Genomic DNA, 18,505 nt, shown 5'->3' with positions numbered 1-18,505 from the left:
TCAGAGCCGCATTGGGGAAAGAAGTCATTGTCATTGTCCTTCCTCAATACGGGTCGATCGCGTCACGCAGCCCGTCGCCGAGCGCGTTGAAGGCGAAGACGGTGACGAGCACGAAGCCGACCGGCGACAGGATCCACGGATAGGACCCAATGACCGAGAAGGTGCCGGCATCCTGAAGCATCAGCCCCCAGGAGATCAGCGGCGGTTTCACGGCGAAGCCGAGGAAGCCGAGGAAGCTCTCGAGCAGAACGATCGTCGGGATGCCGAGGGTGACGGCGACGATCACGTGGCTGGTCACGTTGGGCAGGATGTGCCGCGTGATGATCCGCCGGTCGCTCGCTCCCACGGCCATCGCCGCGCGGACGTAATCCACCTGGCGGAGCGCCATCGTCTTTCCGCGCACCTCTCGCGAGAGCTGTGCCCACCCCAGCCCGACGATCACCAGCACCACGAAGCTGATGAAAAGTGTCGACGGCGCCGTAACGGGGATCAGCGTGGTCAGCGCCAGGTAGAAGGGCAGCTGCGGGAAGGCGAGGATGATCTCGACGAACCGCTGGAACCAGAGGTCGAACCGACCGCCGATATAACCCGAGGTGATCCCGACAAGCGTGCCGATGATCGTGATGAGGGTGATCGAACTCAGCGCGATCGCCAGCGAAATCTGGCTGCCGACGATGCCGCGGCTCAGGATGTCCCGGCCCAGCTTGTCGGTGCCCAGGAAGTGCAGCGGAGAGCCGTCGGCCGTGCCGATGAAGTGCCGCTCCCACGTCATGCCGAGCATCTGGTACTCCCAGCCTTTGGCGAAGAGCACGATCCGGCGCGGGTTCTCGTAATCGGGCGCCATCAGCGGCTGGAACGTGATCGGGTCGTACTCCTCGCTCTCGACGATCGGGTAGACCACCGGCATCAGCCGCCAGCCCGGCTCGACCCGGCCTTCGGGCGGGTTCTCGATCTCCGGCACGTACCAGGAGAACTTGGCCGGCGGGGCGAAGGCGATGTCCGGCTCCTTCGGGTTCATCGGGGCGAAGAACTGACCGAAGAGTGCGATCACCAGCAGCATCACCACCATCGTCAGCCCCAGCATCCCCGGGATCGAGCGGCGGAACCGCTGCCAGACGAGCGAGCTGTAGGACTGGCTCTCGGTCGAGACGGTCGAGAGACGCATGTCCTCGCCCTCGTCCACCGGCGGTGCCAGTTCATCGGTGATGCGGCGCATCGGATCCTTGTCGTCGGTGTAGTCCGGTCCGTGAGTCATCTCAGTCGCTCCCAACCCGGATTCGCGGATCGAGAACCGCAAGCAGAAGGTCTGCGATGATGTTGCCGATGATCAGAGTCGCCCCGAGCACGAGCAGCAACGTCGCCGTCACGTAGACATCGCCGATGCCCATCGAGCCGACGATCGCGGGACCGACGGTCGCCAGCGAAAAGACGATGGCCACCTCAATCTCGCCGGTCAGCATGTAGGGCAGCACGACGCCCTGATAGGCGACGAGCGGGTGCAGGGCGTTCGGCACGGCGTGGCCCATGATGACCCGCCGCTCGGGCAGGCCCTTGGCGCGGGCGGTTTCGACATATTGCTGGTTCAGCGTGTCGAGCAGGTTCCCCCGCATGACACGCAGGTTGTAGGCCAGGCCGCCGACGGTGGCGATGAAGACCACGGGCCAGACGTGCTGGATCAGGTTCCAGAGCTTGGCCCAGTTGAAGTCGAACGGACCAAGCCAGTAGGGCTGACCGCCGTAACGGCTGGAATAAAAGCTGCCCAGCTCCTGCACGTTCAGTTTGAACGCGAGGACGTAGAGGATGATGAGCGCCAGCAGGAAGCGCGGCACGGTCATCCCGAGGAACGACACGAAGGACAGCACCGTATCGGCCCAGGAATACTGGCGCGTCGCGGCGATGATGCCGAAGCCGATGCCGAGCAGCGACGCGAAGAAGTGACAGGTCAGCGCCAGCAGGATGGTGCGGGGCAGGCGCTCGCCCACGACCTCGGCCACGGGCTTGTTGTAGTAGAACGAGTGACCGAAGTCGCCCTCGCTGACGATGCCCCAGATCCAGCGGAAGTACTGGATGACCATGGGGTCGTTCAGGCCGTTCGCCTCGCGGTAACGCTCGGCCGCCTCATTGGCGACGGCGATGGAGGCGTTGCCCTGCGTGATCATCATCGTGCGGATGTAGTCGCCGTAGTCGCCCGGCGGCGCGTTGATGATGATGAAGGTGATGATCGACATGACGATCAGCACCGGGATCGCCTGAAGCAGTCTTATGACGAGAAATCGCAGCATTTGCGCTCCGGGAGCAGTCTGGGAACGGACCCGGGGCGACAGCGTGCCGCCGCCCCGGAGCCTGGGAGGAACAGGTCAGCCTGCGGTCACGGGACCGTCGCTGCCGGGCTCACCCGGAATTGCATCAGGATACAGTTCGGTATCCATCTGGTCGGCCTCCGGGACGAACACCCGCTCGCGGATGATGTTGTCCTCGGCCCAGTTGTACATGAAGATCGGCGCCCCCGACGGGATGTTGTCGAAACGCTTGTTGATGATCAGTGCACCCGGGTAGTTGGTCAGACCGATGCCGTAGAGGTTCTCGGTGTAGAGCTGCTGATAGGTCTTCATCAGCTCGGCCCGCTCTTCGGAATCGTTCGTGGCCATGAAGCCGTTCACTGCGTCGACCATCTCTTCCTCGAAGGGCATCAGGTCGAGTTCGCCGTCGTCGTTGGCGAAGTGGACGGAGCTCGTCCGCGGGCCGGTCGGAGCCAGCTGCGCGGTGTTCTGCACCACGGTGATCAGGTCCGACGCGTTCCGCTCGACCCGCCAGTCGTACCGGCCGGAGTCGCGCGTGGCGTCCCGGTCGTTACCCGACATCAGGTTGAGGGACAGCTTGATGCCAGCCTCTTCCATCATCGCGACCACGGCCTCGGCGAGGTTACGGTCGGTCTGGTAGTCGGTGTTCGCCAGCAGCGTGATGGTCACGTCACCGTCACCGGCGGGCGAACCCTCGGGCCAGTTGTAGAACCCGTTGCCGTCGGTATCCTCGAGCCCTGCGGCCTCGAAATGCGCAGCCGCGCTTTCGAGCGAGTAGGGATAGAAGACGGTGCTGTCCTTGTCATAGAACGTCGTGCCCGCGTAGAGGCCGCCCGGATATTGCGAGGTGAACGGACCTTTCACCAGGCTTTCGCCCAGCCGGACCCGATCCAGCGCCTGCGTGACGCCCTGGCGGAATTCGAGGTTGCGGTTCAGCTCGCGCACGGCCTGCTGACGGTCGTCGGGCTCGCCCCATCCGTTGCCGGAAAAGTTCATGTAGAGCGAATAGCCGATGATCCGGGGACCGAACTCGAGACGGGCCGGCGCATCGTCCTCTGCCGCGCGACGCAGCGATTCGACGAAGTTCTCGGCCTGTTCGAGGTTGCTGAAGTCGCCGGTGCCGGCCACGGCCTGAACGTCACGGTCCGCCCAGGTGGACAGGCGGTACTGCATCTCGTTCAGGTAGGGCAGCTGGTTTCCGTCGCTGTCGACTTTCCAGTAGTAGGGGTTGCGCCGCATCACGACGATATCGTCGGCCCGGTACTCGACCGGAACCCAACCGCCCATGACCGGGAAGTTCATGTACTCCGGCGGGAAGGCATTACGGAAATCCTCGTAGGAATTGTCCGGGTTGTTGGCCGGATGCTCGGGCGCGAGGATGTGGCTCGGTCCCGGGCAGAACGTGCCGTAGGCCATCGAGTAGAGCACCTGCTCGGGCCGCTCGGTCGTGAAGGTGAACTTGACCGTATAGTCATCGACCTTCTCGAGCGTCGTGCCCTGGCCGAAGGTCTCGGGCGTGGCGCCGTTGAGCGGCTGCACTTCCGGATCCTGTACGATGTGATCCCAGTAGAACATGACGTCCTCGGAATCGAACGGGTCGCCGTCGGACCACTTGGCGCCTTCGATCAGACTGACCGTCAGCTCCATGCCGTCGTCGGACCACTCCCAGCTTTTCGCCAGGTTCGGCAGCGGCTCGAGGCTGTCGGCGTTCAGGGTGAACAGCGGGCCGGTACGGGTCAGGCACTCGAACAGGCCGATGTCGATGCCGCCCCAGCCGGTCACCTGGCCGCCCCAGTAGTTCCAGCCCTCGGGCCGGCCACCAATGACGTGGCGCATGGTGTCGCCGTAGACGCCGGCACCGTCGACCATGTTCGAGGTCTCGTAGACCATCGGTTCGGTCGGCAGACGCTCCTCGACGGGCGGCAGCGTGCCGTTCTCGACGAAGGCATCCATGTATTCGGGCTGGCTGTAGCTATCCAGGCTGCGATACGTGAAGATCTCGTCTCTGTTGACGAAGTTAGGCTCGCCCTGCGCCGAGAAAGGCGGGGGTTCCGGCGGAGCTGTCGGCTCAACCACCTGCGCCATCGCAGGCGCGGCGACGCCGATAAGGAGCGCCGCCGGAGCGGCGCGCGACATAAGTCTCATGTAGTGTCCTCCCATTGGGTCGCGGGCGACCCGGCTTTTTCTGCCATTCACCTTTCCGGCTCGCATCTCTCCTCGAACGCGACCGTGTCGGTGGCACAGAACTTGCGCCCAAGGACGTTGCATCCTCAACAGCGAAATGCGAAATTGTATTCCGGGTTTTTAAGATCGGCACCGAAGTCATATGCCTCGCGACCAAATTGATGCCGGCCCTCTCAAGGGCGTCCCCAGCCACGAGCGGCACTTCTACGCCCTGACGCGCGCCATCGGCCGCTTCGGCATGCGCCTGTTCGAACCTTCCGTGATGGACGCGCCGCACTGGCACGGCCACGTCGAAGGCAATTTCATCACCGGCGCGACGATGATCTACGATGTCGACGGCGTCCGCGTGCATGTGCCGGAGGGCCGGCTGATCCTGTTCTGGGCCGGGCTCCCGCACCAGCTTGTCGAAGTCACGCCAACCGGAACCGGCACGCCGCGACTCGCCAACATCTACCTGCCGCTCGATGCGTTTCTCTTCATGCCGCACATCGCGCGCCTGCAGGTGTCGCTGCTCGGCGGTGCGATTGCCGCGTTGCCGGAGGATATGGTGACCTCAGACTGCATCGAGGGCTGGTACAAGGATTACCGCGCGAACGAGTACGAGCGGCTCGAGATCATGAAGATGGAGCTCAACGCGCTCCTTCGACGGGCATTGCTCGACGACATTCCCTACCTGCTCGCGCCGCTGGCCGAGATTGGAGAGGAGCGCATCCTGTCATCGGCGCACATCCGGCACGTGGTGGCGATGGTGAAGCACATCCTCGAACACCTGTCCGAGCCGCTGACCAACGCGGACGTCGCCGCCGTCACCGGGCTCCACCAGAATTACGCGCTGTCGCTGTTCTCGCGCACCATGCGGCTGCCGATGAAAAAGTTCATCATCCGGATGCGCCTGCTGCGGGCGAGGGCACTATTGATGGGGTCGTCCATGGGCATCGGGCAGGTGGTGGAACAGTCGGGATTCACCTCCACCAGCCAGTTCTACGACCACTTCCGATCTGCCTACGGCCTGTCGCCGCACCAGATGCGGGCGCGTTACACGCAGATGGAGCTCCGCTAGTCCGCGAAGTGCGCCATCTGGTCGTCGTAGGCCTTGCGGAAGGCCGGCCGGGCCGTCATCCGGTCGACATAAGCCTTTACGGACGGGTAGGGGCCCAGCGCGTCGAAGCGGTCGGGCAGACGCAGCACCTCCGCCATGATGAGATCCGCCACCGTGAACCGTCCGCCGGCGAGCCACTCGCGCTCCGCCATCACGGGCTCGAGGCGACTGAGCCGGTTGGCGAGGAAGTCGTCGAACTTGCCGCGCGATTCGGTTTCGTCGCCGGTGAAGACGAACAGGCTCCACGGAAGCGACGCCATCTCGACCGAGTTCAGCGCGGCAAAGAGCCATTCGACCACCTCGGTCCGCAGGGCAGGGTCCTTCGGCATCAGGAGTTCGCTCTTTTCAGCGATATGGAGCAGGCCTGCACCGCTTTCGAAGACCGAGATCCCGCCATCGGTGATCCAGGGCACCTGTCCGAACGGCTGCCGCTCGAGGTGTCCGGGACCGCGATCCCTGAACGACGTGCTTTCGACGCGATAGGGCAACCCGGCTTCTTCCAGCGCCCAGCGCAGTCGAATGTCGCGAACGTATCCGCGCGGCGGCTCGGGGACCCAGTCGTAGGTGGTGATGACGATCTCGCTCATGGCGTGTCCTCCACACGGGTGCGCATCGAGCGCGCACCCTACATCCTGAACGCGCGAACCTCGGAAAGGTCCGGGATGACGTCAGACGTTCCGTGCCGCGTCACCATCAGCGCGGCGGCGCGGGTCGCCTGCTCGATCGCCTGCCCCATCGGCATGCCCTGGTCGAGACCGGCAAGAACGTAACCGGTGAACGTGTCGCCTGCGCCCGTCGTATCGACCGGGTCGACCTTCATGGCGTCGAAATGCGTCGTCCCCCGCGACGTCACCCAGTCGCACCCCTTGGAGCCGAGCGTGATGACCACGTCATCGACAGGCAGATCGGCGGGCGACTGACCGGTGGCCTCGGTCAGTTGCCGGGCCTCCACTTCGTTCAGAAACAGCATCTCGCAGAACGGCAGAACGGCCTTCACCGCATCAGCATCGAACGGCGCGGCGGCGTAGGTGACGGCAAGGCCCATCTCCTTCGCGAGCTTCGCGGCCTCGGCCTGAAGCGTCGTCTCGTTCTGGAAGACGAAGCGGTCGCCCGTCTCTGCCTCCGACAGTGCGTTCTGCAGGTTCGTCAGCGGAATCGCGTGATTTGCGCCGGGATAGAGAATGATCGTGTTCTCTCCCTGCGCATCGACTGCGATCAGCGCCTGCCCCGTACCCTCCTCCGTCTCGGCGATGAACCGGGTATCGACGCCATTTTCCATCAGCCGGTCGACGGTCCATTGCCCGTCCGCCCCGACGGCGCCGATGTGCGAGACTCGCGATCCGGCCCGCGCCACGGCAACCGACATGTTGGTGCCCTTGCCGCCGAGGAAGATCTTGCGCCCGGTGGAGCCCAGCGTCTCGCCCGGCGACGGGATGTGCGGCACGGAGAAGACCACGTCGATATTGATTGAGCCGAGGTTCCAGATGGCCAAGGTCGTCTACTCCACTTTGCAGGCCGCGATGACGGCCATGTTCAGGATGTCGTTCACTGTCGAGACCGTCGAGCAGACCTGGATCGGCTTGTTCACACCGGCGAGGATCGGCCCGATGACGGTCGCGCCGCCCATCTCCTGCATCAGCTTGACGGAGATCGAGGCGGAGTGCCGTGCAGGAACGACCAGCACGTTCGCCGGACCGGTAAGGCGGGTGAACGGGTAGTGCTCAGCCGAGCGAGCGTTGAGCGCGACGTCCACGGTCATCTCGCCCTCGTATTCGAAGTTCACGCCCCGCGCGTCCAGAACCTTGGGTGCCTTGTGCATCTTCTCGGCCCGCTCGGACACCGGGTAGCCGAAGGTCGAGAAGCTGACGAACGCCACTCGCGGCACGAGGCCGAGCGTCCGCGCGACGGAGGCGCCCCGTTCGGCGATGGTTGCGAGGTCGTTCTCGTCGGGCCATTCATGCACCAGCGTATCGGTGATGAGCACGATCCTCCCACGCGCCAGAACGGCAGAGACACCCACCGCCCCGTCATGCGGGCCGGCGTCGAAGACGTGGTTGATGAACTCGAGCACATGCGCCGACTTCCGCGTCGCACCCGTCACCATCCCGTCGGCATGGCCATGCGCCAGCATCAGCGCCGCGAAGACGTGACGATCCCGCGCGGCGAGGCGGTGCACGTCTTGCTGGTCGTGCCCTTTGCGTTGAAGCCGCTGGTAGAGGAAGGATTTGTAGGTCTCGAGATGTTCGGTGTTGGCCGCGTTCACGACGCGCAGTTCCCGCACCGCATCGCCGAGGCCCTCGGCCTCCAGCTTCTGTTTCACGTCCGCCTCGCGCCCGACGACGAGCGCGCGGCCGTAACCGTTGCGTTGATACATGACGGCGGCCTTGAGCACGCGCGGATCGTCACCCTCGGCAAAGACGACCGAGGCCTGCGCGGTGCGCGCCCGGGCGTAGATGCCGCGAAGGATCGACGCGGTGGGGTCCATCCGGGCCTTCAGCGAGTTTTCGTAGGCCTCCATGTCGACGATGGGCCGCCGGGCGACGCCGGTGTCCATCCCGGCCTTCGCGACGGCGGGCGGAATGCGGTGGATCAGTCTCGGGTCGAAGGGCGTCGGGATGATGTAATCCCGCCCGAACGTCAGCTTCTTGCCGTAGGCGACGGCGACCTCGTCCGGCACATCCTCGCGCGCCAGAGCCGCGAGCGCTTCGGCGCAGGCGATCTTCATCTCGTCGTTGATCGCGCGGGCGTGGATGTCGAGCGCACCACGGAACAGGTAGGGAAAGCCGAGAACGTTGTTCACCTGGTTGGGATAGTCGCTGCGGCCCGTCGCGACGATCGCGTCGACCCGGACGGCGTGTGCTTCTTCCGGCGTGATTTCGGGATCCGGGTTGGCCATGGCGAAGATGACCGGGTTATCCGCCATGCTCTCGACCATCGCTTGCGTGACGGACCCTTTGGCGGACACACCGAGGAAGACGTCCGCGCCCTCCATCGCCTCTTCCAGCGAGCGGAGGTCGGTCTTCACGGCGTGGGCCGACTTCCACTGGTTCATCCCCTCGGTGCGGCCCTGGTAGATGACGCCCTTGGTGTCGCAGCAGATGCAGTTCTCGTGCCGCGCGCCCATGCTCTTGAGCAGTTCGATACAGGCGATCCCCGCCGCGCCCGCGCCGTTCAGAACGATGCGGCAATCCTCGATCTTCTTGCCAGAGAGGTGCAGCGCGTTGATCAAGCCGGCGGCGCAGATCACGGCAGTGCCGTGCTGGTCGTCGTGGAAGACGGGGATGTCCATCTCTTCCTTGAGCCGCTGCTCGATGATGAAACACTCCGGCGCCTTGATGTCCTCGAGGTTCACGCCCCCGAAGGTCGGCCCCATCAGTCGCACCGCGTTGCAGAACTCGTCCGGGTCCTCGGTGTCGAGTTCGATGTCGATGGAGTTCACGTCGGCGAACCGCTTGAAGAGCACCGACTTGCCCTCCATCACCGGCTTCCCGCCAAGCGCGCCGAGGTTGCCGAGGCCAAGCACCGCCGTCCCGTTGGAGATCACGGCCACGAGGTTGCCCTTGTTCGTGTAGTCGTAGGCGAGCTCCGGGTTCTCCGCGATCGCCTCGCACGGGACGGCGACGCCGGGCGAATAGGCGAGCGAAAGATCCCGCTGCGTGGTCATCGGAACGGTCGGCGTCACCTCCCACTTGCCGGGCGACGGATCCATGTGAAACGCGAGCGCGTCCTCGCGGGTAAATTTGGCGGCCATTCTGTGCCCTCGGTCTGGTTTTGACCTAGGTGCCACGGGGAAGAGCCTCATGGCCACAGAAAACAGGGGACAGCACTCATGTACAACGACGCCCTCGCCAATATTCCCTCTCGTTCGGACGGGGACGCCGTGAACGTCTTCATCGAGACACCCAAAGGCAGCCGGCACAAATACGACATTCACGAAAGCGGCCTCGTCCGTATCTCCATCGAGCTGCCGGAGGGCGTGACCTTCCCGTTCTCCTTCGGATTCGTGCCGCAGACGACGGCGGAGGACGGCGACGAACTCGATATTCTGCTGGTGACCGCCGGCAGCGTGCCGGCCGGCGCGCTGATCGAGGCCCGGCCGATCGGCGTGCTGAAGATGGAGAACGAGGAGCACGGCAAGATGGCGCGCAATGACCGGGTCGTCGCGGTCGCCACCATGTCCCGTATCTTTCAGAACGTCGAAACCCTGTCTGATATGCGCAACGGCTTCGCATGGGACATCGAGGAGTTCTTCGACACCTACAACCGCATGATCGAGCGCCCCTTCAAGATCTGCGGCCGGGGCGAGAAGGACGAGGCGATGACCATGCTGGAAGATGCCGAGGCCCGTTTCCGGGGTGATTGAGCCTGCCCGCCTCTCCCCGTAACAACGGGGAGCAGACGAGCGGGGGACGACAGGCATGTCAGGCAACGTGACGCCGATGATGGCGCAGTATCTCGACATCAAGTCGGGCTACCCGGACGCGCTCCTGTTCTACCGGATGGGCGACTTCTACGAGATGTTCTTCGACGACGCCGTCGCAGCGGCCGAAGCGCTCGACATCGCGCTGACCAAGCGCGGCAAGCATCTGGGTGAGGACATCGCCATGTGCGGCGTCCCGGTTCACGCCGCCGAGGGCTACTTGCTGACGCTGATCCGCAAGGGCTTCCGCGTCGCCATTGCCGAGCAGATGGAAGATCCCGCCGAAGCCAAGAAGCGTGGGTCGAAATCGGTCGTGAACCGTGACGTGGTCCGGCTGGTCACCCCCGGCACGCTGACAGAGGAGTCGCTGCTCGACGCACGGCGGCACAACTTCCTCGCGGCTTACGCGACGATCCGGGACGAAGGCGCGCTCGCCTGGGTCGACATCTCGACCGGCGCGCTGTCGGTCATGCCCTGCACGGCGATGCGACTGGGGCCGGAACTCGCCCGCCTCGGCGCGCGCGAGGTGCTGCTGCCCGAGGCGATCGAGTCCGAATTCGCCGATCTGGTGTCCGATCTCGGCGCGGCGTCCACCTCGCTCGCCGGATCGGCGTTCGATTCCACCGGCGGGGAGGCGCGGCTGTGCAAGCTGTTCTCGGTCTCGTCCCTCGACGGGTTCGGCGCGTTCGGACGTGTCGAGATCTCGGCGCTCGCCGGACTGGTCGAATACCTCGAGATCACGCAACGTGGGAAGCTGCCGCTGCTCCGCCCGCCAGTGCGCGAGGGCGTACGTGCCTCGATGCAGATCGACGCGGCGACGCGGCGGTCTCTCGAGCTCACCTCGGCGATGGCCGGGGGCAGGGCGGGCTCGCTGCTCGGGACCGTCGACCGCACGGTGACCTCCGCCGGGGCACGGCTGCTGGAGCGGCGCATCTCCGCGCCGTCGCGGCAGCTCGACGTGATCCGGGCACGGCAGGATGCGGTGGCCTTCGCGGTGGAACAGACCCGGTTGTCCGCCGATCTGCGCGACGCGCTGCGGCAGGTGGCCGACGTCGATCGTGCGCTGTCCCGGTTGTCGCTGGAGCGCGGCGGACCCCGCGACATGGCGGGACTCCGCAACTCGCTCGCGCAGGCAGAGCAGATCGCAACCCGTCTTGATGGCGTGGACTTGCCCGACCTGCTGCGCGAGGCTGCCGGCGACCTTGTCGGCCATGATGATCTGCTCGAACTTCTTGACGCCGCGCTGATCGCGGAACCGCCGCTGCTCGCAAGGGACGGCGGGTTCATCGCACCCGGCTACGACGAGGAACTGGACGAGGCGCGGCGCCTGCGGGACGAGGGACGATCGGTCATCGCCGGAATGCAGGCCGATTTCGTCTCTGCCACCGGGATCTCGAGCCTGAAGATCAAGCACAACAACGTGCTCGGCTACTTCATCGAGACGACCGCGACCCACGCGGAGAAGATGCTGTCCCCGCCGCTGTCGGAGACCTTCATTCACCGCCAGACGACCGCCAGCCAGGTGCGGTTCACGACGGTCGAATTGTCCGATCTCGAGACACGGATCCTGAACGCAGGCTCCCGTGCGCTGGAGATCGAAAAGCGTCTCTATTCCAAGCTGCGAGAAGCAATCCTGGCCAATGCCGCCGTTCTTTCGAACCTCGCCCGCGCTTTGTCGGAGTTCGACCTTGCGACAGCGTTGGCCGACCTCGCCTCGGCGCGCGACTGGTGCCGTCCGCAAGTCGACGACAGCCGCGCGTTCGACATCGTCGGCGGCCGTCACCCGGTCGTCGAAGACGCGCTTCGCAAGGATGGCGCGCCGTTTGTCGCGAACGACTGCGATCTGAGCAGCGCGTCGATCCACCTGCTGACCGGCCCGAACATGGCCGGCAAGTCGACCTACCTCCGCCAGAACGCCCTGATCGCCGTGCTGGCACAGATCGGCAGCTACGTGCCTGCCGACAGCGCGCATGTCGGGATCGTAAGCCAATTGTTCAGCCGGGTCGGGGCGTCGGACGACCTTGCCAGGGGACGCTCGACCTTCATGGTCGAAATGGTCGAGACGGCGGCGATCCTGAACCAGGCCGACGACCGGGCGCTCGTGATCCTCGACGAGATCGGGCGCGGGACGGCAACCTATGACGGTCTCTCGATCGCCTGGGCGACGCTCGAACATCTGCACGAGGTGAACCGCTGTCGCGCGCTTTTCGCGACGCACTATCACGAGATGTCGGCCCTCGCCGGCAAGCTGGAGGGAGTCGAGAACGCGACCGTCGCTGTGAAGGAGTGGGAGGGCGACGTCGTGTTCCTGCACGAAGTGCGGCAGGGCACCGCCGACCGGTCCTACGGCGTACAGGTCGCACGGCTCGCCGGGCTGCCTGACGCGGTGATCGAACGGGCACGAGTCGTGTTGGAGGCTCTGGAGAAGGGTGAACGCGAGGGCGACGGCTCCCGGCAGGCGGTGATCGACGATCTGCCGTTGTTCGCGGCGGCGCCGAAACCGGTGTCGCCCGTGAAACACCAGGCGTCCGAAGTCGAAGGGCGGCTGCGCGATGTACTGCCCGATGAGCTGACGCCGCGCGAGGCGCTGGCGCTGGTGTACGAGCTGAAGGGGCTGGTGCGGTAGGTGTGGGTTGGGGTGCGCATCGAGCGCGCACCCTACGCATGAAAAAGGGGGGCACGAGGCCCCCCCTTTTGCTGAGTCGTTTCGACTGGCTTAGAACCAGTTTTCGCCGACGTTTTCGAGGTTCTGCAGCTCTTCCTCGGTCATGTTGGTGACGTAGGCATAGCCTTCGTTCGTCGTGTCCATTTCGACGAGTTTCACGTTGTCCATGGAGACGAGCACGTGGCTGTCACCGATGTCGAGGAACCCACCGGTTTCGACGATAAGACCGGTCAGCTGTCCGTCACGGGACACGGCCACGTCGGTCACGTTGCCGATCTGGTCCCATTCGCTGTCGACCTCGGTGTAATAATCGGTTTCGTCCCAATCATCGGCCTCGACCTCCAGAGTGAAGACTTCGGCGTCCGTCAGTTCGTTGACGCGAACGATGTCCTCCATCTGCTGCTCATTCATCGTGCCGGACTGCATGTCCTGTGCGACGGCAGCAGTGCCGAAACCGAGAACGAGAGCAGCGGTGGCGGTGGTGAGCGTCTTGATGTTGGTCATGTCGTATCTCCCTTCCATAAGTTGGGTACGACGAGTCAACGACACCCCCCCGGCCTGCTGTTCCTTTGAGCTCGGCGCCAAGCGGCAAACATATGTTAAGTCAGGGGAGGCGTGATCCACTTCTGCACGGCAGACAGATGAACTGCCGCCGTAGGGTGCGCGCTTGATGCGCACCCCCGGACCCGCCGGTCCTTACGACGCTGGCGTCGAGCTCACACCGACCTGCGCGGGACGCAGCAGACGGTCGTGCAGCATGAAGCCCGTGGCCATCACCTGGATGATTTCGCCGGCGGTCGTGCCCGGCACCGGGGCCTCGAACATCGCCTGATGTTCCTGCGGATCGAACTTTTCACCGACTTCCGGCGCGATCGGCTCGATCCCGTGCTTCTTGAAGACGTTCAGAAGCTCTTTCATCGTCAGCTCAACCCCTTCGAGCAGCGACTTGGAGATTTCCTTCTGCTCTTCGTTCGCGGTCTCGAGCGCACGCGACAGGTTGTCGTAGACCGGGAGCATGTCCCGGGCCAGCTTGCTGCCGCCGTAGTTCTCCGCCTCGCGCCGGTCGCGATCGGCCCGCTTGCGCGTGTTCTCGGCATCGGCGAGGGCACGGACGAACCGGTCCTTAAGTTCATCCCGCTCGGCCCGCAGCGTCTCGAGTTCATCGGGATCGGCTGCGGTCTCGGGCGCGTCGGATTCTTCGACCCCGTCGGTGGGCTCGCTCTCTCCGCGCAGCTCCGCCGCGACTTCTTCCATGAATTCCTGCTCGCTCTTCGGCTTTGCCATCATCACTTCCTTCAGGCCCGATCGGACACCAGGCGTCCGACCAACTGTGCTGTGTAATCAACGATGGGGACGATCCGGCCATAATTCAGCCGGGTCGGCCCGATGACGCCCACGGCGCCAATGATTTTTCGATCTGCGTTCATATAGGGACTCACCACCAGAGAGGAACCCGAAAGTGAGAAGAGTTTGTTTTCCGAGCCGATGAAGATGCGGACCCCTTCGCCTTCTTCGGCCAGTTCGAGGAACTCGGCGATATCGCGCTTTCGTTCGAGGTCGTCAAACAATTCGCGGATCCGCTGCAGGTCTTCCTCGTGACCGTCCTCGGTCAGCAGGTTGCCGCGCCCGCGGACGATCAGACGTTCTATCGATTCGCCCTTGTTTTCCCAAACTGCGATGCCGGATTCGACCAGTTGTGCCGCCAACGAGTCGATCTCCGTGCGGCGGGCGCTGATCTCGCGCGTCATGGCGACGCCGAGCTCGGACAGGGTGCGCCCCTCGGCCACGGCGTTCACGAAGTTCGCAGCCTCCCGCATCGACGACGGAGTCTGCCCCGGCGGCGGGGTGAAGACGCGGTTCTCCACATGACCGTTGGCGAAGACCAGCACGACCAGCGCGCGATCCTGCGACAACGACACGAACTCGACGTGTTTCACGGGCGCTTCGTGCTTCGGCGCGAGGACGAGGCTCGCCCCTTGCGTCACGCCCGACAGGGCAGAGCCGATCCGGTCGAGGACCGTGGTCACCTCGTCGCTGTTGGAGCCGAGTGTTTCGTCGATCCTTGCACGGTCATCGCCGGCCAGGTCGCCGATCTCGAGCAGGCCGTCAACGAACATGCGCAGCCCGAGCTGCGTCGGCACCCGGCCCGCACTGATGTGCGGTGAGCCGAGCAGGCCGAGATACTCGAGATCCTGCATCACGTTGCGCACGGTCGCCGCGCTCACCTTCTCGGACATGGAGCGGGTGAGCGTGCGGGAGCCGACCGGCGCACCGGTGTCGAGGTAGCCTTCGACAACCCGGCGAAAGACTTCGCGGGAGCGGGCGTTCATCTCGTCGAAGATTGCGGACTGATCCGTCACGTCTGCCTGCCAATCCAGAGGGGCGAGGCAATTAAAACCACGCGAGCGGTGAGGTCAATCGGGGTTGGAAAGCGGAAGCGGCCCGACTAGAGGGAGCTTGCAACCATGTGAGGATAGCGTGATGCGGCCATCGGGACGAAACCTTGACGAAATGCGCGCGGTGTCGATCGACGTCGGCGTCACGAAACATGCTGAAGGCTCCTGCCTCATCAAGGTCGGTGACACTCACGTGCTCTGTACCGCGTCGATCGAAGATCGCCCGCCGCCGTTCCTGAAAGGCACCGGCCTTGGCTGGGTGACGGCGGAATACGGGATGCTGCCGCGCTCCACCGGGTCGCGGATGCGGCGCGAGGCGACGGCCGGCAAGCAGGGCGGCCGCACCGTGGAGATCCAGCGCCTGATCGGCCGCTCCCTTCGCGCCGGCGTCGACCGCGTCGCGCTTGGCGAGCGTCAGATCACGGTGGACTGCGACGTGCTGCAGGCTGACGGCGGCACGCGTTGCGCGTCGATCACCGGCGGCTGGGTCGCACTGCGCCTCGCGGTCAACAAGCTGATGAAGGCGGGGGACGTTCTGTCCGACCCGCTGGCAGAGCCCGTGTCCGCCGTGAGCTGCGGCATCTACGCTGGTCAGCCCGTGCTCGACCTCGACTACCCCGAAGATTCCGAAGCGGGTGTCGATGGCAACTTCGTGATGACCGGTGACCGCCTCATCGAAGTGCAGATGTCAGCCGAAGGCGCTACCTTCTCCCGCAAGGAGATGGAGCAGCTGATGGCACTCGCAGAGCAGGGCACGGCAGAACTGACGGCAGCGCAGAAAGCTGCGGTGGCCTGATGCGCAGGTTCGACGGGACAGAGCTGGTCGTAGCGACGCATAACGCTGGTAAATTGTATGAAATCAAGGACTTGCTGGCGCCATACGGCGTTTCTGTCACGTCGAACGCCGATCATGGACTGCCTGAGCCGGACGAAACCGAAGAAACCTTCGCCGGCAACGCCAGGATCAAGGCCCGTGCCGCCGTCGCCGCGCTCGGTCTGCCCGCCCTGTCCGATGACAGCGGTATCTGCATCGACGGGCTGGACGGCCAACCGGGCGTCCACACGGCGGACTGGGCCGAGACGCCGGACGGTCGGGACTTTCGCATGGCCATGACCCGCGCCTGGACGGAACTGGAAGAGCGCGGAGCGCCAGAACCTCGAACGGCGCGCTTCTGCTGCACGTTGGTTCTGGCCTGGCCGGACGGTCATGACGAGGTCTTCGCCGGTGAAGTCCCGGGACGAGTTGTCTGGCCCATGCGCGGTGACCTCGGCCACGGTTACGATCCGATCTTCGTGCCCGACGGCTACAACATCACCTTCGGCGAGATGGACCCGGCGGAGAAGAACCGCATCTCGCACCGGGCTCGCGCCTTCGAGAAGCTGATTGCGGGTTGCTTTGGCTGACCTGTCTGACGACTGGCGGGCAGGGGGCTTTGGACTCTATGTTCATTGGCCCTTCTGCCAGTCGAAGTGCCCTTACTGCGACTTCAACTCTCATGTCGTGGCCAACGTCGACCAGACTCGATGGGCCACCGCGCTCGCCTCAGAGATCACGCGCTATCGCGAAGAGACCGGGCCCCGCGTTCTGCAATCCATCTTCTTCGGAGGCGGCACGCCCAGCCTGATGGCGCCAGAGACGGTCGCCACGGTGATGGAAGCCGCCCGTGCGGCCTGGCCGACGGTCAACGAACTCGAAGTCACGCTGGAAGCCAACCCGACCTCGGTCGAGGCCGGCCGCTTCGCCGGTTACCGCGATGCCGGGGTCAACCGGGTGTCCATGGGGGTGCAGGCACTCAACGATACAGACCTGCGCCGCCTCGGACGGATGCACACCGTCGCAGAAGCGCAAACTGCCTTCGATGTTGCCCGAAACGTCTTCGAGCGGGTCAGCTTCGACCTGATCTACGCGCGACAGGATCAGGACGCCGCCGCGTGGGAAGCCGAACTTCGCGAGGCGCTGTCGATGGCGATCGACCACCTGTCGCTGTACCAACTGACCATCGAAGACGGCACTGTCTTCGGCGCGCGGCACGCCGTAGGGCACCTGCGCGGCCTGCCGGACGAAGATCGCGCGGCCGATATGTGGGACATCACGCAAGAGGTCTGCGCCGCCGCCGGGATGCCATCTTATGAAATCTCGAACCACGCCCGCCCTGGCGCGGAGAGCAAACACAACCTGCTGTACTGGAAAACCGGCGATTATGTCGGCGTTGGTCCGGGCGCACACGGACGCCTTACTCTTGGCGAACAACGCTTCTCGACGGAAGCGGCGCGGATGCCGGGGGAATGGTTGTCAGCTGTCGAGTCGCGCGGTTCGGCAGAGATCGCCCGTGATGAACTGACGACCGAAGATCGGCTGGCCGAACTACTCCTCATGGGTATGCGCTTGCGAAGTGGGGTCGACCTGTCCCGCGCCCGCGCATTCGGATGGTCACCCGATGTCGCGTCCGAACTCGAGGCGAACAGACTGGTCACGATTTCGAATGACCATATCGCCGTAACTGACCAAGGTCGGCCGATCCTGAACGCCGTCTTGCGCGAATTGTTGGCTTAAGTCCCGGACAACAGCCGCAACAGATCGTCGAGTTGCGCGAAATCCCGGTAGTGCAGTGTCACCGTGCCACCCTCGGTGCCCGGCTTGTGGTCGATGGACACACCCATTCGAAGCTGCGCCATCAGCTCCGCTTCGATCTGCTTGGTGTCTGCGTCCTTCTCAGCCTTACCGCGTTTCTTCGGCTCTGAGCTGGGCTCCTTAGCCTCCTTCGCAAGCTTCTCGGCCTCGCGAACAGAGAGGCCCTGCTTGACGATCCGCTTTGCGATCTCCTCCGCATCATCGCGTCCGACGAGCGTCCGCGCATGACCGGCACTGAGATTGCCTTCGATCATCAGCGTTTGAACCGTATCCGGCAGCGAGAGAAGCCGCAGAAGGTTCGCAATGTGGCTGCGGCTTTTGCCGAGCGCGCTTGCCAGCTGATCCTGCGTATGTCCAAAGCGCTCCATCAGCTGTCGATAGCCGGCGGCCTCATCAACCGGGTTGAGATCGGCGCGCTGAATATTCTCGATGATCGCGACTTCGAGCACTTCGGTATCGTCGAACTCGCGCACCAGGACCGGCACGTCGTGCAGCTGAACCTGCTGCGCGGCGCGCCAGCGGCGTTCGCCGGCAACAATTTCGAAATGGTCCGGCTGGTTGGGGGAGGGGCGCACGATCAGCGGCTGAATGATCCCCTTCTCGCGGATCGAGCTCGCGAGCTCAGCCAATGCGTCGGAATTGAAACTGCGGCGCGGCTGGTTCGGGTTCGGATGAACCTGCTCGATCGGAATTCGCATGTCGGGTCGACGCGGGGTCTCCGATGTGGCCGAGCCGGTATCGACATCCGCCATGAGAGCGGACAACCCGCGACCAAGACCTCTGGATTTGGGGCGATTATCTGCCATTCT

General features: G+C 64.5%; 16 protein-coding genes. 6 read left to right on the top strand and 10 right to left on the bottom strand.

Translation table 11 applies throughout. From position 1 onward, the window contains the following. Positions 1-43 precede the first annotated feature (43 nt). From I8N54_RS18820 to I8N54_RS18810, 3 genes are all read right to left on the bottom strand, one after another. Positions 44-1,255 carry an ABC transporter permease gene (locus I8N54_RS18820; RefSeq protein ID WP_140195050.1) on the bottom strand — a complete coding sequence of 404 codons (1,212 nt, stop codon included), beginning with the start codon at positions 1,253-1,255 and terminating at the stop codon, positions 44-46. A gap of 1 nt (position 1,256) precedes the next feature. Then, complete coding sequence (locus tag I8N54_RS18815) at positions 1,257-2,282, bottom strand: ABC transporter permease (RefSeq protein WP_140195052.1); 1,026 nt, start codon at positions 2,280-2,282, stop codon at positions 1,257-1,259. Positions 2,283-2,357: 75 nt separating this feature from the next. After that, a complete protein-coding gene (locus I8N54_RS18810; RefSeq protein ID WP_231592589.1) occupies positions 2,358-4,445 on the bottom strand; it encodes an ABC transporter substrate-binding protein in 2,088 nt (695 codons plus the stop codon). A 181-nt stretch (positions 4,446-4,626) separates the two neighbouring features. On the opposite strand from I8N54_RS18810, the gene I8N54_RS18805 reads away from it, so the two are divergent. Continuing rightward, positions 4,627-5,544 carry a helix-turn-helix domain-containing protein gene (locus tag I8N54_RS18805; protein WP_140195054.1) on the top strand — a complete coding sequence of 306 codons (918 nt, stop codon included), beginning with the start codon at positions 4,627-4,629 and terminating at the stop codon, positions 5,542-5,544. Here I8N54_RS18805 and I8N54_RS18800 read toward each other — a convergent pair. Genes I8N54_RS18800 through I8N54_RS18790 form a run of 3 tightly spaced genes read right to left on the bottom strand, consistent with a single transcriptional unit; the run spans position 5,541 to position 9,334 of the window. Continuing rightward, the gene (locus tag I8N54_RS18800; protein WP_140195056.1) at positions 5,541-6,170 is read right to left on the bottom strand and encodes a glutathione S-transferase family protein; all 630 of its coding nucleotides are present in this window, start codon (positions 6,168-6,170) and stop codon (positions 5,541-5,543) included. The two genes, I8N54_RS18805 and I8N54_RS18800, sit on opposite strands and share 4 nt — an antisense overlap. 38 nt (positions 6,171-6,208) lie before the next feature. Beyond that, entirely contained in the window at positions 6,209-7,075 is an 867-nt protein-coding gene (locus tag I8N54_RS18795; RefSeq protein WP_140195058.1) for a ribokinase, read from the bottom strand. 6 nt (positions 7,076-7,081) lie between these two features. Then, positions 7,082-9,334 carry an NADP-dependent malic enzyme gene (locus I8N54_RS18790; protein ID WP_140195060.1) on the bottom strand — a complete coding sequence of 751 codons (2,253 nt, stop codon included), beginning with the start codon at positions 9,332-9,334 and terminating at the stop codon, positions 7,082-7,084. Between the two features lie 78 nt (positions 9,335-9,412). Between I8N54_RS18790 and I8N54_RS18785 the strand changes: the two genes are divergently transcribed. Continuing rightward, positions 9,413-9,946: an inorganic diphosphatase gene (locus I8N54_RS18785; RefSeq protein ID WP_140195062.1), complete on the top strand. Its 534-nt coding sequence runs from the start codon at positions 9,413-9,415 to the stop codon at positions 9,944-9,946. Positions 9,947-10,001: 55 nt separating this feature from the next. After that, a complete protein-coding gene (gene mutS / locus I8N54_RS18780; RefSeq protein WP_231592592.1) occupies positions 10,002-12,629 on the top strand; it encodes a DNA mismatch repair protein MutS in 2,628 nt (875 codons plus the stop codon). A 90-nt stretch (positions 12,630-12,719) separates the two neighbouring features. On the opposite strand, the gene I8N54_RS18775 is transcribed toward mutS, so the two are convergent. The 3 genes from I8N54_RS18775 to hrcA all read right to left on the bottom strand — a co-directional run bounded on the left by I8N54_RS18775 (position 12,720) and on the right by hrcA (position 14,998). After that, a complete protein-coding gene (locus tag I8N54_RS18775) occupies positions 12,720-13,172 on the bottom strand; it encodes a PRC-barrel domain-containing protein (RefSeq protein WP_197097573.1) in 453 nt (150 codons plus the stop codon). 192 nt (positions 13,173-13,364) lie between these two features. Beyond that, positions 13,365-13,952, bottom strand: coding sequence for a nucleotide exchange factor GrpE (grpE, locus tag I8N54_RS18770; protein ID WP_140195066.1), 588 nt, complete (start codon positions 13,950-13,952; stop codon positions 13,365-13,367). 11 nt (positions 13,953-13,963) lie between these two features. Further along, on the bottom strand, positions 13,964-14,998 hold the full coding sequence (gene hrcA / locus I8N54_RS18765) for a heat-inducible transcriptional repressor HrcA (protein ID WP_408635376.1): 1,035 nt from the start codon (positions 14,996-14,998) through the stop codon (positions 13,964-13,966). 151 nt (positions 14,999-15,149) lie between these two features. On the opposite strand from hrcA, the gene rph reads away from it, so the two are divergent. The 3 genes from rph to hemW are packed head-to-tail and all read left to right on the top strand — an operon-like array spanning position 15,150 to position 17,618. Continuing rightward, complete coding sequence (rph, locus tag I8N54_RS18760) at positions 15,150-15,860, top strand: ribonuclease PH (RefSeq protein ID WP_140195070.1); 711 nt, start codon at positions 15,150-15,152, stop codon at positions 15,858-15,860. Beyond that, complete coding sequence (gene rdgB / locus I8N54_RS18755) at positions 15,860-16,468, top strand: RdgB/HAM1 family non-canonical purine NTP pyrophosphatase (protein WP_140195072.1); 609 nt, start codon at positions 15,860-15,862, stop codon at positions 16,466-16,468. The genes rph and rdgB overlap by 1 nt, the downstream gene beginning before the upstream one ends. A 1-nt stretch (position 16,469) precedes the next feature. After that, positions 16,470-17,618 (top strand): radical SAM family heme chaperone HemW, encoded by a 1,149-nt coding sequence (hemW, locus tag I8N54_RS18750; RefSeq protein ID WP_140195732.1) that lies wholly within the window; start codon positions 16,470-16,472, stop codon positions 17,616-17,618. On the opposite strand, the gene I8N54_RS18745 is transcribed toward hemW, so the two are convergent. Then, on the bottom strand, positions 17,615-18,502 hold the full coding sequence (locus tag I8N54_RS18745; RefSeq protein ID WP_140195074.1) for a ParB/RepB/Spo0J family partition protein: 888 nt from the start codon (positions 18,500-18,502) through the stop codon (positions 17,615-17,617). The two genes, hemW and I8N54_RS18745, sit on opposite strands and share 4 nt — an antisense overlap. Positions 18,503-18,505: the final 3 nt, after the last annotated feature.

This window comes from Pelagovum pacificum, assembly GCF_016134045.1.
GTDB classification, from domain to species: Bacteria; Pseudomonadota; Alphaproteobacteria; order Rhodobacterales; family Rhodobacteraceae; genus Oceanicola; species Oceanicola pacificus_A.
The sequence above is the reverse complement of the archived record's forward strand: the minus strand, read 5'-3'. Positions and strand labels throughout refer to the sequence as shown.